This window comes from Ereboglobus sp. PH5-10, assembly GCF_029504735.1.
Lineage (GTDB): Bacteria > Verrucomicrobiota > Verrucomicrobiia > Opitutales > Opitutaceae > Ereboglobus.
This window is the reverse complement of the sequence record NZ_JAQFIP010000009.1, coordinates 106871-121816: the sequence shown is the minus strand read 5'-3', so window position 1 is coordinate 121816 and position 14946 is coordinate 106871. Positions and strand designations below refer to the sequence as shown.

Annotated in this window: 16 protein-coding genes; 5 read left to right on the top strand and 11 right to left on the bottom strand. The window is 59.1% G+C overall.

What is annotated here, in order from left to right; translation table 11 throughout:
• Positions 1-267: 267 nt before the first annotated feature.
• The 9 genes from nuoH to M2447_RS08980 all read right to left on the bottom strand — a co-directional run bounded on the left by nuoH (position 268) and on the right by M2447_RS08980 (position 8248).
• Positions 268-1500 carry an NADH-quinone oxidoreductase subunit NuoH gene (gene nuoH, locus M2447_RS09020; RefSeq protein ID WP_277558337.1) on the bottom strand — a complete coding sequence of 411 codons (1233 nt, stop codon included), beginning with the start codon at positions 1498-1500 and terminating at the stop codon, positions 268-270.
• Between the two features lie 234 nt (positions 1501-1734).
• Positions 1735-2190 (bottom strand): IS200/IS605 family transposase, encoded by a 456-nt coding sequence (gene tnpA, locus M2447_RS09015; RefSeq protein ID WP_277558336.1) that lies wholly within the window; start codon positions 2188-2190, stop codon positions 1735-1737.
• A gap of 314 nt (positions 2191-2504) precedes the next feature.
• Complete coding sequence (locus tag M2447_RS09010; protein ID WP_277558335.1) at positions 2505-3269, bottom strand: 4Fe-4S dicluster domain-containing protein; 765 nt, start codon at positions 3267-3269, stop codon at positions 2505-2507.
• Between the two features lie 151 nt (positions 3270-3420).
• Positions 3421-4515: an NADH-quinone oxidoreductase subunit D gene (locus M2447_RS09005; RefSeq protein WP_343215389.1), complete on the bottom strand. Its 1095-nt coding sequence runs from the start codon at positions 4513-4515 to the stop codon at positions 3421-3423.
• A gap of 179 nt (positions 4516-4694) precedes the next feature.
• Complete coding sequence (locus tag M2447_RS09000; protein WP_277558333.1) at positions 4695-5360, bottom strand: NADH-quinone oxidoreductase subunit C; 666 nt, start codon at positions 5358-5360, stop codon at positions 4695-4697.
• 37 nt (positions 5361-5397) lie between these two features.
• On the bottom strand, positions 5398-6285 hold the full coding sequence (locus M2447_RS08995; protein WP_277558332.1) for a hypothetical protein: 888 nt from the start codon (positions 6283-6285) through the stop codon (positions 5398-5400).
• 21 nt (positions 6286-6306) lie between these two features.
• A complete protein-coding gene (locus tag M2447_RS08990; RefSeq protein ID WP_277558357.1) occupies positions 6307-6906 on the bottom strand; it encodes an NADH-quinone oxidoreductase subunit B in 600 nt (199 codons plus the stop codon).
• Positions 6907-7141: 235 nt separating this feature from the next.
• Entirely contained in the window at positions 7142-7519 is a 378-nt protein-coding gene (locus tag M2447_RS08985) for an NADH-quinone oxidoreductase subunit A (protein WP_277558331.1), read from the bottom strand.
• 162 nt (positions 7520-7681) lie between these two features.
• A complete protein-coding gene (locus M2447_RS08980) occupies positions 7682-8248 on the bottom strand; it encodes a hypothetical protein (RefSeq protein WP_277558330.1) in 567 nt (188 codons plus the stop codon).
• 84 nt (positions 8249-8332) lie between these two features.
• Here M2447_RS08980 and M2447_RS08975 point away from each other — a divergent pair, with 84 nt between their 5' ends.
• The 5 genes from M2447_RS08975 to M2447_RS08955 all read left to right on the top strand — a co-directional run bounded on the left by M2447_RS08975 (position 8333) and on the right by M2447_RS08955 (position 12116).
• On the top strand, positions 8333-8692 hold the full coding sequence (locus M2447_RS08975; protein ID WP_277558329.1) for a hypothetical protein: 360 nt from the start codon (positions 8333-8335) through the stop codon (positions 8690-8692).
• A gap of 120 nt (positions 8693-8812) precedes the next feature.
• On the top strand, positions 8813-9466 hold the full coding sequence (locus M2447_RS08970; RefSeq protein ID WP_277558328.1) for a CsgG/HfaB family protein: 654 nt from the start codon (positions 8813-8815) through the stop codon (positions 9464-9466).
• Positions 9467-9589: 123 nt separating this feature from the next.
• Entirely contained in the window at positions 9590-10018 is a 429-nt protein-coding gene (locus M2447_RS08965) for a YcfL family protein (protein WP_277558327.1), read from the top strand.
• 38 nt (positions 10019-10056) lie between these two features.
• Entirely contained in the window at positions 10057-10794 is a 738-nt protein-coding gene (locus tag M2447_RS08960) for a hypothetical protein (RefSeq protein ID WP_277558326.1), read from the top strand.
• Positions 10795-10868: 74 nt separating this feature from the next.
• Complete coding sequence (locus M2447_RS08955; RefSeq protein WP_277558324.1) at positions 10869-12116, top strand: hypothetical protein; 1248 nt, start codon at positions 10869-10871, stop codon at positions 12114-12116.
• 61 nt (positions 12117-12177) lie between these two features.
• Here M2447_RS08955 and M2447_RS08950 read toward each other — a convergent pair whose 3' ends face one another.
• The gene (locus M2447_RS08950; protein ID WP_277509204.1) at positions 12178-13482 is read right to left on the bottom strand and encodes an O-acetylhomoserine aminocarboxypropyltransferase/cysteine synthase family protein; all 1305 of its coding nucleotides are present in this window, start codon (positions 13480-13482) and stop codon (positions 12178-12180) included.
• A gap of 140 nt (positions 13483-13622) precedes the next feature.
• Positions 13623-14870: an L-rhamnose isomerase gene (locus M2447_RS08945; protein ID WP_277509203.1), complete on the bottom strand. Its 1248-nt coding sequence runs from the start codon at positions 14868-14870 to the stop codon at positions 13623-13625.
• Positions 14871-14946 lie beyond the last annotated feature (76 nt).

Below are 14946 nucleotides of genomic sequence, written 5' to 3'. Positions count from 1 at the left end.
GCGCTACCGCGCGGGTTTGAATGCGAAGCAGAACAGTGGTTTTAAAATCCAGAATTTCATAAGCGCGTTAGATCTTACTTGGGGGTCGGTTGGCTGGTGTTTAGGTTTCGCGGCGGTGGGCGCCTCTTTGGGGGCTCGATATGGACGAATGCCTCGGCAGGCCCAGCCCAACATCCATTACCCCACCTTCGGGCGGGGTTCCTTTTTCGGATGTGTTGCGGAGCGGTAGCTCCACAATCGAAAATCGAGAATCGAAAATCGAAAATTTCATTGCGCGTATTTGTATTTTCTCGGGCCGAGGCCCTTGCTCATGTGGCGGCCGATGAGGATGAAGGGGACGAGTTCGAGGAGGATGGCGACGGCCCAGCGGACGAGTTGCAGCGGGCCGGCCCAGTCGCCCGTGCGCAGCCAGAACGCGACGACGACGAGGTTGATGAGCGCGAGCGGCACGAGGAGTTTCCACGCGAGGCGCATGAGCTGGTCGATGCGCAGGCGCAAAAGCGTGGCGCGTATCCAGATGAACATGAACATCATCATGAAGAGTTTTATCGTGAACCAGCAGTAGGAGGGGATGAATTGCAGGAATTCGCAGGGGGCGTTCCAGCCGCCGAAGAAGAGCGTCACGCCGAGGCCGGAGAGCGCGAGCATGCCGAAATACTCGCCCATGAAAAAGAGCGCGTATTTGAATCCTGAATACTCGGTGAGGTGCCCGGCGATGATTTCGGACTCGCCCTCGGGAAGGTCAAACGGGCAGCGGTTCGTCTCGGCGAGCGCGGCGATGAAAAACACAATGAAGCCGAAGAAACCCCAGGGTGTGAAAAAATTCCACGCGGGGACGAGGCCGCCGAGCGTCCAGGCGCCTTGCTGGGCGATGATGCCGGGCAGCGAGAGCGTGCCGGCGACCATGACGACGGGCACCGTGACGAGGAGCAGCGGGAGTTCGAACGAGATGAGTTGCGCGAGCGCGCGCATGGCGGAGAGGAGCGAGTATTTGTTGTGCGACGACCAGCCGGCCATGAAGATGGCGAGCTCGGAGGCGGCGCCGGCGGCGAAGAAATAAAGGAGTCCGGCGTCGAGGTTGAGCGCGGTGAAGTGGCGTCCGGCGGGGATGATGGCGAGCGTGAGCAGGCCGAAAAAAACGGTGGCGCAGGGCGCGATGAAGTGCAGGACCTTGTCGGCGGCGGCGGGCACGATGTCCTCCTTGCAGATGGCCTTGACGGCGTCGGCAAAGGGTTGGATCAGCCCGAAGGGTCCGGTGCGGTTGGGGCCGGGGCGGTTTTGAAAACGTCCCAAGCCCTTGCGCTCGGTGACGGTGATCATCGCAAAGAAGAGTCCGTAAAATGTGAGGATGAGCACGATGGCGAGCAGCGCGGTGGTGAGCCAGTGCAGCCAGGGCCATGCGGGAAGGAGGCCGAGTATCCAATCGTGGATGCGGACGGGGAGGTTTTCGGCCCAGTCGGCAAAGGATTTGAACCAGATTGTGGCGGTGAAAGGGTTCATGGGTGCGTGTAAAAAGGTGAAATTTTGCGGGAAAGCGGGCGGGGTGAAAACGAACGGCAAAGTCGCACTCCAGCGTCCGGCGTTTTTGAACGGCAACGCCGTTCTGTCACATAGCCCAAGGTTGCCGCGGCGAAGCGGAGGCTACCTTGGGTAACGGAAAAAATGCCGGCAACCCCAACGGGGTTGTGTCCGGCGCGGGCGCGAGGCGCGGACGCGGAATAATGCGCATGTTGATTATTCCCAAACATAGCGTTCATCCCATTCTATTTTGTGTTTCTGGAGCAGCGCGCGATACTCCTCCTGAAACGTCGTTTTGCGGTGGTGCGCCTCTTGGTTCGCGATGTATTCCTCGACGGCGCCGGTGTTGGATTGGCTGACGGAAAAAACACCGTAGCCCGACTGCCATGAAAAATCATGAAGCGCGGGAAACCGTTCCTTAATCCATAGCGTTGATACGCGCTTCAACTCTTTTACCCAATCGGCAATCGTCATGGTGCGGGCTAATTGCGCCAGCATGTGCGCGTGGTCTTCGACTCCGCCGGTGATGAGCGGCACGCAATCCAGTTGTTTTGAAATGCCGCCGAGGTAGGCGTGGATTTCCGCGCGCGCGCCTTTGTCGCGCAACAATGGCGCGCGGTCTTTTGTCGAAAAGACGAGGTGCGGATATGTGGCGGAAAACGATTGCGACATGGCGGGAGATCAGGCGGCGATGGGCGCGGCGAGAGCGGAGGGACACAACCCCGTTGGGGTTGATGTATTCAATAATCGGATACCCAGGGTAGCCTCCGCTTCGCTGCGGCAACCCTGGGCAAGGGGACGGAAGCCCTTCGGGCTTCCCGTGCGCGAGGGCGGAACGGACGGTTCGGATGCGGCCAGCGCGGGCGTTCCAGGTGCGGCCGGCGAAAGTGTTCCAAGTGCGGTTGGTGAAAGTGTTCCGGGTGTGGCCGACGAAAGTGTTCCGGGGGCGGCCGACGAAAGTGTTCCGGGGGCGGTTGGTGAAATGCTCATTGCGCGGCGGGTGGGTTGAGGGTGGATGGCGCGGCGGGCTTGTCGGCGGTCGGCGCGGACTCGTCGGGTTTGGCGGGAGCCGGAGCCGGAGCGGAAGTGGGGGCAGGCGGCTGGGCGGATTCGGGCGCGGGCGCGGGGGCAGACTTGGCAGTCTGCGCTGCGTCGGCGGGGGCGGCGGGTGTTGCTGCTGCGGCGGCTTTCGCGGCGGCGGACGCTTTTGCAGCAGCGGCGGCCTTGGCGCGCGCCTCGGCTTTGCGTTTTTCCTCGGCGAGGCGGGTGTCCACTTCGGTCGCGTCGACCGGGTTGATTTCGTGGAAGTAGGTGTTGGGTTTTGAGAGTTGCTCGCGGTGCATGAGGAGCGGCTCGTAACGGTCGCGCACGGCGATTTCGTAAATGTTGTCCATCTTGATCGAGTCGAAGGGGCACGCCTCGACGCAGATCTGGCAGCCCATGCACACGCTGTAATCGATGTCGAAGATGCGCGGCTTTTTCATGACCTTGCCCTTTTCGTCGCGCTCGGGGACAATGTAGATGCACTGCGGCGGGCACTCCTTTTCGCAGATGCGGCAGGCGACACAGCGCAGTCCGTCAACCGGATTGTCGCCGTCGTAAACAAGGAACGGGAACGTGCGCGACGCGGGCGGGAGCTTGGCGCGCACTTCCGGATACTCGAGGGTCGTCAACCGCTCGGTCGTGAAATAGCTGCCGACGAGATTTTTCGTCGTTATATAAAAACCTTTGAGTATGCCTAAGCCGAGCATGGGAGGAAAAGGGCTGAAGGGCTGAAGGACTGAAGGGCTGAATCAGCCGTCCTTGAGCGATTGGTTGTAATGGTGGTGATTTTAAAAAGAGTCATGTTTGCCGTGGTTTGATTTCAGTCTTCAGGCTTTCAGGTCTTCAGGTTTTTCCGCGTCAGCGGTCCACTTCCCCGAGCACGATGTCGATGCTGCCGAGCGTGATGATGGCGTCGGCCAGCGTGCCGCCGACGCACATGTCCTCAAGGACGGTGAGGTTGATGAACGAGGGCGGGCGCACGCGGTAACGATACGGGTTGGGCGTGCCGTCGCTGATGAGATAGAAACCGAGTTCGCCTTTCGGGCATTCGATGCGTCCGTAGGCTTCGCCGGCTTTCGGGCGGAGGCCGCGCGACTTGGCCTTGGGGTCGTTGACGGGGCCGTCGGGCAGGTCGCGCATGGCTTGCAGGATGATTTTCACCGACTCGCGCATTTCGAGCATGCGCATCATGTAGCGGTCGTAGGTGTCGCCGTGCTCGCCGAGGGGGACGCGGAAATCGAAGCGGTCGTAGATGGAGTATTTGTCAACTTTGCGGATGTCGTAATCGACGCCGCTGGCGCGGAGGCCGGGGCCGGTGATGCCGGCGGAGATGGCGAGGCCGGGCTTGAGGATGCCGGTGCCCTGGGTGCGCGCGAGGAGGATTTCGTTGCCGGTGAGGAGCGCGTCCTGCTCGTCCATGTAGCGCGCGAAGAGGCCTTCGAGGTAGTGCTTGAGGCGGGCGAGCCAGTCGGCGGGGACGTCGGTGCGGAGTCCGCCGAAGCGGAAGAAATTATACATCATGCGCGCGCCGGTGAGTTCCTCGAGCAGGTCGAGCATGCGTTCGCGTTCGCGCAGGGAGTAGAGGAGCGGGGTGAAGGAGGTGCCGAGGTCGTTGAGGAGAAAGCCGACGAGGCAGACGTGGTTGATGATGCGGCCGAGTTCGCCGAGGATGACGCGGAGGTATTCGCAGCGTTCGGTGGGGGTGATGCCGGCGAGTTTTTCGACGGCGTGCACGTAGGCCCAGTTGTTGGTGAGCGAGGCGAGGTAGTCGAGGCGGTCGGTGTAGGGGACGTTGGCGAGGTAGGAGTTCGTCTCGCCGAGTTTCTCGTGGTTGCGGTGCAGGTAGCCGAAAACGGGCTTGAGCTTGGTGACGATCTCGCCGTCGAGCGAGGCGTTCATGCGGAACACGCCGTGGGTCGAGGGGTGGTGCGGGCCGAGGGAGATTTCGAGCAGGTCGCCGTGGAATTCGTCGTTCACCGCCCGGACAGTTGCTCCGCTTGCGGACGACGGCCCGGCGAAAGGTGAAGTGTGAAAGGTGAAAGGTGAAACCGGACATCCGGTTTCGGGAGCGCTCGTTGTTTTGGGCACGGATGGAGTGGAAAAATTATTCATGCGATGCGTGTGTCTGTTTTTCACATTTCACCTTTCGGCGAGGTGCTGGCTGGAGGTGTCGGATAATGGGCTTTGGCGCGCTCCAGCACCTCGCCGTGAGGCGTGGGTTCCCATTCGTAGTCGTCGGGGCCGGTGTAGTCTTTGCGCATAGGGTGGTCCTTAAATTCGTCCCACATGAGGATGCGGCGGAGGTCGGGGTGGCCGGTGAAAACGATGCCGTAGAGGTCGTAGATTTCGCGTTCCTGAAACTCGCACGAGCGCCAGACGGGCGTGAGCGAGGGAAGGGTGACGTCGTCGGTGCGGTTGGCCGTGCGCATGCGGATGATGACGGGCGCGGCGCTTTTCAACGCGATTGAGTAAAGGTGGTAAACGGCTTCGAGGCAACCGGGCTGGACGCGCTTGATTTTTGTTTCGACGACTTTGTCGGGGCCGCCGGCGGGGTCGGGCTGGGTGGTCTTTACGGTTTCGACGATTTCCTTGTCGGGCCAGTCAACGCCGGTGGCGTTGGAGCAGTAGTCGAGGCGGAGCGCGGGATCGTCGTGCAGGAAGCGGGCGATGTCGCGCGCGGCGTGCGCCACGAGCAGGAGCGAGTGTTGCGCGGAGGGGCCTGGGTTTGTGATGAGCGTGACGGTGCCGGCGCCGAACTTGGCGGCGATGCGGTCACGGATTTGTTCGAGGGTTTCCACGGGAGAAATTGAAAATATTTATGAAACAGGTCAGTTATTAAAACTCACCTTTATGTATATTGTTATTATTTAATAATATTTCCGCGCTATTTTGTTCATTAGCCAATGGAAGTATTGGCACAAACCAATAAAGTTGTTCATCCCATTTTTTTGCATTACAAACCAATACATATTGCTCATTTCTTTTTAGAACAACTTTATATGAACCATTCGAGTTTGTCTGAGTTGTTATTTTGGGAGCGGGTAGGTTTTGGTAATAAAAATCGCCAGAAATAACTAAAGCAATGGACTTTTCAATGCGCTTAATTTCTGTTTTTTTACGCTCTAATACCCCGCCAAGAGGGCTTCCTAACTCATCTAGTCGTTTTTTCCTTTTATTATAATCATCCTTTAATGATTGAGGCCATGATTCCTGTTTCACTAATTTTAAAATTGGATACTTTTCGTTTGTATCTTCCTGTAAGGCATCATATTCAGCGAGTGTTTTTTTGTGAGAATCGTCCGCCGACTTTAATCGGACATACAAACTCCTTAGAGTTTTCTCTTTTTCTCCGCGGACCCTTTTTATATAATCATCAAATTCTTTTTTGGAATATACGCTCAGGCAAACGCCTCCTAATTGAAATGATTCATCGGCTCGATTTACAATAAAAACTTCTCCCTTTAAGGTGTAGAAATCGGAAATCATAGTTGCTTTTCGGTGATTTTTCTCAAGCTCAATAATTGCGGCCCTCGCCTTTAATGCTTCATCCTGTGTGGCTCTAAGTGACTTCGTGATAGCGGTCATCTCTATCTGTGTTTGGGTTAGCATTGCCTCAACCTTGTCAAGACGCTCAGCCATATCGCGCTCAGTTTTAGTTGGGCCACAACCACAAACTATCAAAATAAAAAACATATAAAAGGCGATGCTTATAAAGCGGTTCATATTGATGAAAATTAATTAAAATTATGCCTTTCCCTCGCGCACGATGGGCGCGGGCGGTTTCCAGAGTTCGGAATTGTATGGTGGCACGAGGTCGTGCTCGCCGAACTCGGGGATCGGATATTCGCAGGTGGTGTCCTTGCGGAAGTAGCGCGGGGCGTCCGGGCCGGTGAGGGGTTCCTCGCGCATTTTTTTCTGGAGCTCCATGAGACCGTGGAGCAACGCCTCGGGGCGCGGCGGACAGCCGGGCACATACACATCGACGGGGATGAAACGGTCGATGCCCTTGACGACATTATAACCTTCCTTGAACGGGCCGCCGGAGCTGGCGCACGCGCCCATGACGATGCAAAACTTCGGCTCGCCCATCTGGTTCCAGAGGCGGACGACTTGCGGGAGCATTTTTTTCGTGACGGTGCCGTTCACGATCATGAGGTCGGCCTGGCGGGGCGAGGCGCGGAAAATCTCGGCGCCGAAACGCGCGATGTCGAAACGCGCCGCGGCCACGCAGATCATCTCAATCGCGCAGCAGGCGAGGCCGAACTGGAGCGGCCAGATGGAGTTGGTGCGCCCCCAGTTGTAGATTTCGTTGAAACTCGTGAGCAGGACGCCCTGCCTGCGCATGCTTTCGCGATCCTCCACCGAAATGCCCGCCGGCGGCGGCGTGGGAAGGTGCGACGATGTTGGCGTGGTGGCGGGATTGCTCATGAGCGGGGGAAAATTAGAAATTAGGATTTGGAAATTAAAAAGTATCGGACTTCGGCGCGTGCTGGTCTGTGGAAATTATGAATGAAAAAGATGCGGGTGCGGTTTAGTTGCGTCTGTTTGGAATTTCCAATTCCTGCCTCTTGCTTTTCCTTTATTTCCATTCGAGGTGTCCGCGGTTCCACGCCCAGACGAGCCCCTCGGCGAGCAGGAAAATAAACGCGAGCATCACAAAAAGCGCGCCCCAGGACAGCACGTTGAACGCCGCCGCGAACGGCAGCAGGAACAGCACCTCGACGTCAAAAATCAGAAACAAAATCGCATACAGATAATAGTGCGCCTTGAACTGAATCCACGAGTCGCCCTTCGCCTCGAGGCCGCATTCGTAAATCCCGTTTTTGACCGGACTGGGTTTTGGCGGCTGGAAAGCCCAGACCCACAAACGGCACACCAACAGCAGTCCGAGCGGAAACGCGGCAGCGACGGCAACAAAAAGGGCAATAAATGCGTAGGGATGCGAAGCGATTGTCATGATGCGGTGCGGCGAAAAATACTGGAATTAGATAAGATTAAGAAAAAAGATGATTAATAAAGCCTTGTGTGGGTGCGCATTCAACGGGAAAGGGCATCCATTTTTTGGCGAGAACTAGCTGTTTATTGATTAAATATTCGCTTTGCGATACTGGGGATTTATTCATCCAGTCAAATTATGAAATGTGAAACATGTTGATTGATAATAGGTTATTGTGCGTGCTGTTTCGGGCTGTCGGGGTTCGATCGCCTGTTGCGAGGTGCGCGAGGGCGGCGACTTCAGGATCGCCACACGAACCCAGAGAAATTGTTCACCAAGTGCAATATTCGCGCAAACCGTATCCAAAAAACGCGCATATTTGTGATGTGTGTTGTTGTTTTCACCTATTTGCCCTGAAATCTCCAGATATTCCCTCCCTGGGTGCAATTTAGCGGCACCTTTCTTGCAAAATTGGCGTCTAAGCAAAAGACACTCATTCGCACAACCGCGCGGACAACCGATAACAGACGAGACCCAAAATCGCTTATGAAAAACACAATAACACCACTTCTTGTCCTTGGGCTGATTTTTGCATTTGCAGGAGCCGATACGGCCAGTGCGCAACCCAATCGCCGTCCGGCGGCGCAGGGCTCGCATCATTATAACAAGCATCCGGGCCACTCGTCGCGCCCTGCCGTCGCGCACCGCTCCCACCACGGTCGCACGCACGGCCATTACCAGTATCGTCATGGTTATTATGGATGGCCCTATTATGTGACAAGTTCTTATCCATATTATTATGGTTCATACGGATACGCCTATCCGGGTGTGAGCGTGAACTATACGACTTATGCCGATTCTGACGCGCCCGGCTACGCACTCGGCGGCGCGCTCGCCGGAGGTATTCTCGGGGGCATTATTGGAAACAATTCCGGCAGGCACGGCAACACATGGGCGGGCGCGGCCATCGGCAGCACCATCGGCCTCCTGGCCGGAAGCGCGGCCGACAATGCCGCCGTGCGCCAACAACGCGCCGAGCGGCAAGCCGCCCAAATCGAAGCCGACAACATGCGCTACCTCCAACGGCAGCCGGCCGTCCAGCAGCCCTCCACGCCGGCGCCCCAACAACCGCGCCGCCAAATTGCGCCCGCCAGCACGCCGATGAGCCAGGCCAACGCGCTTTTTGGACGCTGAACCGCGCGCCCTTGCCCGCCGCCGCATTGCCTCAAAAAACGAACGCGAAAGTTGTTTTATTGAACTCCCGCGCGTTCTTTGCTGTCTCGAGACCTCACCCGCACCAAGCTAATCTCTAATATGAACACACGCAAACCAACCGCCGCCCAAAGGCTTTTACTCGCGGCCTCGCTACTCTCCGCACTCGTTCTCATCAGCGCCTGCTCCTCGACGAGCAAGGGCGTGCAATATCCATCCGGCGTTCCCGTCGTCGAAGTCAACCCCGACGAACGCGGCTCCGTCGCCGGCACCGGCATCGAATCGCAGGACCTCGTTGCCGTGACCGACAAGATGGCGCGCAGCATCCTCGGCATCCCGCAAATCGCCAACGCCGTCACGCAGCCCGTGATCGTCCTCGATCCCGTCGTCAACGACACGCGCTTTGCGATCCAGAAGGACATGTTCCTCGACCGTATCCGCATTTCGCTGAACCAGAAGGCCGCCGGCAAGGTCACCTTCCTCGCGCGCGACCGCATGGCCGCCCTCCAGCGCGAGCAGCAACTCAAGCAAACCGGCCAGGTCACCGCCAGCGCCGACCCCAACACCGTCGAGTTCAAGGGCGCTGATTATTTTCTCACGGGCAAACTCAGCAGCCTTTCCACCCGCACCAGCCAGGGCCTGAGCGACTACGTCATGTATTCATTCCAGCTCATCAACGCGCGCACCTCGGCCATCGTTTGGGAGGACATGGCCGAAATCAAAAAACAGGGCCTCGAGGATGCCGCGTATCGTTAATATAAAACTTTAAAATACCATTAACCACGGATTGCACGGATAAATACAAAAAACCGGGTTCCGCATACGTGATAATCCGTGCAATCCGTGGTTAAAATAAAAAATATAAAATCGCCAAGCATCATGAAAACACTCCTTTCAGTTCTCGCCATTGCAGTCACGCTTTTCGTGACGGTCGGCTGCGCGTCCAAAAACACACACGGCACCGGTCCCTACCTGCCGCAGGACACCACCAAATACACGATCGAAAACACGGAGAATTTCGTGCTCATGGACCAGGCCGCGCAATACTCGATCACCTGCACCGGATTGCAGCAGCGCACCACGGCCGACGGACGCCTTGAAATTGTGGCAAACGTGAAAAACCGCGAGGCCCGCCGCGTGCAAGTCCAGATCAGCTGCGTGTTCAAGGACGCCCAGCGCTTCTCCACCGGCGACGAAACGCCCTGGCAAACCCTGATCCTCGGCGAAAACGCCACCGAGGCCGTCCGTTTTACCGCGACCAACCTCAACTCCAAAACCTACACAATCCGCGTTCGCCAGGCCCGGTGAGGAATATTAAACAAATATAAACGGAAAGCCGACATATCATGAAAATACAATTCGCGTTCACGCTGGCGGCGGCACTTGCGGCGATTCCCTTTTTCGCGGGCTGCGCCAGCAAATATAAAACACAGCCCTCCGAGCCCGCGCCCGTCACGTCGGTGACGACGGTTGCCGCCCCGCAAAATGAAGCCGCGCGCGCGGACAACCAGCGCCTGTATGGAGCCGAGGGCGTCCCGCTTCCCCAATACACGCACGCCGCGGAAATAATAAACGAATTCCGCCCCGTTTATGAAAAACTCGGCAAGCCCCGCTTTGTGTTTTATATAAACCGCGACCTCAAGGGCAGGGCCCGGCCGTCCGCGAAAACACAATCCGCCAAGGACAAGCTGGCCGATAAGCAAACCGCGCGCGACATCGAGCGCATCGCCGCGCAACCCTTCGTCCAGGCCGGCGCCACCATTGCCGACCAGGCCACCGCCGCCGCGCTCGCCTCGGGTGCCGCGGAACCCGCGCCCGCGAGCAACGACGTCGCCATCGAAACCCTCGTGACCAGCCGCCAAGTGATCGTTCCCGCGATCTCGGGCAACGACCCGGCCGTCACGATACCCGACATTCAAATGACAGCCGTCCGCCTCTCTGACGCCGCGATACTCGGGCAGGCCACCGCCAGCGACATTATCAACCAATTGCCGCCCGCCTCGCTTGGAACCCTGGGCGTCCAGGAAGCCCTCGAAGCCACCGCGTTCAACCTCATGGTTGACATGACCGCGCGGGCGAAATGAGCATTGTATAACCGGACGGGAACAGTGCAACCGCTCCTGTTTGCGAGCGAAAGATGACTAACAAAATAGTTTATATGAAATACAAAAACGGCACAGGCACACCGGCCTGTGCTACTTTGTTTATTTTAACTGTCGCGTTGTTATTCATCACTGGTTGCTCGACCACGCCCCCGCGCCCGCCTCCGCCCGCGCCTACGGGCGATGCGGTTGTTGATTACCAAAACCAACTCGCCGCCGCTTCCGAAAAGGATCGCGCCCTCTGGCAATACCGGCTCGGGCTGGCCGCGCTCCGCCGCGGCGAATCCGACATTGCCACCCCCGCCCTTGACGACGCGCTCGCGATTTCCGCGGCCAATTACGGCAACATCAACAAGGCCGCAGCCAAGTCGCGCGGCATGTTCACCCAAGAGGCCAGCAAACCCTTTGTCGGCGAGGCCTACGAGCGCGTCATGGCCAATTTTTATCGCGGCATTATATACTGGGCCGCGGGCGAGCCCGACAACGCGCGCGCCCTCTTCCGCACCGGGCAGTTGCTCGACTCCGACACGTTGAACAAGGAATACGCGGGCGATTACGTGTTGCTCGATTACCTCGACGGTTACGTCTCGGCAAAACTCAATCCGCACAGTCCCGACGCCGGCGCCGACGCGCTCAAGCGGGCGCGTGCCAGCGCCGCCGCGCAGGAGCGCGCCGCGCCTCCCGACTATGAGACGGCGGCCAACGTCATGGTGTTTGTCGATTACAGTCCCGGCCCGAAAAAATACGCCGGCGGCGACAGCGGCCAGCAACTCCTCTACCGCGTCGTGCCCGCCTCGGCGACCTCCGCGCGCCTGACTGTCGGCGGACGCAGCCATGCGCTGCCGCCCTACGACGACGTGAGTTTTCAGGCCATCACGCGCGGCGGACGCGTCATGGACCAAATCCTCGGCAACAAGGCCGCCTTCAAGCGCACGACCGATACCATTGGCGATGTCGGATTGATCGGAGCCATGGCCGTGTCGAACAGCTCCAACAGCAAGGATGCGCAGATTGTCACCGGCGCGCTGCTCCTCGCGGGGTTCGCCTCAAAAATCATCTCCGCCTCGACCAGAACGCGCGCCGACACCCGCTGTTGGGACAACCTTCCGCGCTACCTCAGCTTTGCCGCGATTCAACTGCCACCCGGCAAGCACCAGGCCGAGCTCACTTTCTTTGACGGGAAAGGCAACGCCTACACGCAGCAGACCCAGCGCTTCACGATCACCGTGCCCGACCCCGCCGCGCTGCCCATCGGCGCGGCGACAAAAGACGTGGTAATCTACCGCAGCCAGATGCGGAATTGAATGAGGCGGATGCGCCTTTTGCAGGGGCGCACCTCACGCGCGCCCCTGTGATTTGCTCCGATCAGACCTTTGCCAGCGCCTGTTCGAGGTCGGCTTGGATATCGACGAAATCCTCCGTGCCGATCGACAGGCGGATGAAGTCCCGCGACACGCCAGAGGCGTTCAACTCGTCCTCGTTGAGCTGGCTGTGCGTTGTGCTCGCGGGATGAATCGCGAGCGAGCGCGCATCGCCGATGTTCGCGAGGTGCGAGAACATTTGCAGCGACTCGATGAAGCGTTTGCCCGCCTCGTAGCCGCCCCTCACGCCGAAGCCGACAAGCCCGCCGTATCCATTTTTCAAATACTTTTTGGCGCTGGCGTGGCGCGGGCTTGCGGGAAGGCCGGGATAGTTGACCCAGGCCGCCTTGGGATGCGCGGAGAGAAACTCGGCGGTTTTGAGCGCGTTTTCGCAGATGCGCGCCATGCGCAAGTGCAGCGTTTCGATGCCGGCGAGCGTCATGAAGGAGTTGAAGGGCGAGGGGCAGCCGCCGGTGTCGCGGAGCAGCTGCAGGCGCATTTTCATGACGTAGGCGATGTTTGCGCCGCCGGCGGGCGGGAAGGCCTTGAACGCGTCCCAATGCGAGAGGCCGTGGTAGCTCGGGTCGGGCTCGGTGAGGCCGGGGAATTTCGCGGCATGTTTGCCCCAGTCGAAATTGCCGCCGTCCACGACGATGCCGCCGATCGAGTTGCCGTGGCCGCCGATGTATTTGGTGGTGGAATGCACGACCACATTGGCGCCCCATTCAAAGGGCCGGTTGAGGATCGGCGAGAGGCAGGTGTTGTCCACGATGAGCGGCACGCCGGTTTCGCGGGCGATGGCGGCGACTTTTTCGAAGTCCAGCACATTGAGCGCGGGATTGCCGAGACCCTCGCCGTAAAAGGCTTTTGTGTTCGGGCGCACGGCGCGGCGGAACGCCTCGGGATCGAGCGCGTCGACAAAGCTCACGTCGATGCCGAGCTTTTTGAGCGTGTAATGGAAGAGCGTGTAGGTGCCGCCGTAGAGTTGCGCGACGGAGACAATGTGGTCGCCCGCGCCGGCGATGTTGAGGATGGCGGCGGTGATGGCGGCCTGGCCCGAGGAGAAGGCGAGCGCGGCGCTGCCGCCCTCGAGCGCCGCGACGCGTTGCTCGAGCACGTCGGTCGTGGGGTTGCCGAGTCGCGTGTAGATGTTGCCCGCCTCCTTCAGGCCAAAAAGATTCGCGGCGTGGTCGGTGTCGCGAAACGTGTAGCTGCTGGTCTGGTAAATCGGCACGGCGCAAGCTCCCGTGGTCGGGTCTGCCTTCTGGCCGGCGTGAAGTGCTTTGGTGCCAAGTCCTGTGAGTTTCATAAAAGTAGCAATTAGTGAGTAGCGAGTGGCGGGTGGAAAGCAAGCGGCGGCGTGATGCAAAGGCGGCTTGCCGGTTTTATGCAAAAAGCCAATGCGGGGCGCGCATTGGCTGGGAAGTTGCGATCCTGGCGTGATTGCGTTTACGCGCGCTTGCCGAGCACGTCGCGCTCGTAGGCTTTCACTTCGGCGAGCCAGGCGTGGCCGGCGGGAACGTCGTTGCGTTTGCAGAACTCGTCCCAAACGGCGCCGAAGGGCATCACCTTCGCGTCCTCAAGAAGGGCGAGCCGCGAGGTGTAGTCGCCCGCGGCCTCGTATTTGCGGAGTTGCGCGGCGGGTTCGAGGAGGGCGAGCAGCAGCGCTTTTTGCGTGTTGCGCGCGCCGATCACCCAGCAGGCGAGGCGGTTGATGCTCGCGTCGAAGAAGTCCATGCCGATATGCACGCGGTCGAGATAATTGCCGCGCACGATTTCCTCCATGAGCGCGCGGGTCTGGTCGTCGAGCGTGACGACGTGGTCGCTGTCCCAGCGCACGCCGCGGCTCACGTGCAGGAGGATTTCGGGGACAAATTGGAGGACGGCGGAAATCTTGTCGGCGAGCGTCTCGGTGGGATGAAAATGGCCGGCGTCGAGGCAGAGGATTTTTTTGTTCTTCACGGTGTAGCCCATGTAGAATTCGTGCGAGCCGATGGTGCACGACTCGACACCCACGCCGAAGAGTTTGCTCTCGACCGCGTCGCGGTTGAGCTTCTGGTCGATCTTGACGGCGAAGATTTTGTCGAGCGAGTCCTCCATGCGCTCGCGGTATTCGCGGCGGTTGACCGGGGTGTCCTTGAAGCCGTCGGGCATCCAGAAGTTGGTGATCACGGTTTTGCCGAGGCGGCGGCCCATTTCCTGCGCGATCTTGCGGCAGGCGATGCCGTGGTTGATCCAGAATTTGCGCACGCCGGCGTCGCGATGCGAGAGCGTGAAGCCGTCGGCGGAAAGCGGGTGCGAGAAATAGGTGGGGTTGAAGTCGAGCCCGATGCGGCGCTTTTTGGCCCAGGCAACCCAGTTTTCGAATTGCGCGATCGTGTAGGCGTCGCGGTCGACTTTTTTGCCGTTGAGCTCGGCGTAGGAGGCGTGGAGGTTGACGCGGTTTTTGCCGGGGATGAGCGAGAGGGCCTTGTCGAGGTCGGCGCGCAGTTCGTCGGCGGTGCGGGCCTTGCCGGGATAGTTGCCGGTGGCCTGGATGCCGCCGGTCAGCTCGGCGCCGGCGCGTTCGAAGCCGCCGACGTCGTCACCCTGCCAGCATTGGAGGGAGACGGGTGTGCGCGCGAGCGTCTTGAGGACTTTTTCGACATCCACGCCGATTTCGGCGTAGCGTTCTTTGGCGAGGTTGAAGGCATCCATGTGATACGAAGGGTTGGGATTAATTAGTGTTGAGGGAAAAACTTTCGGGAGAACTTGCGGGACAATGCCCGCCGCT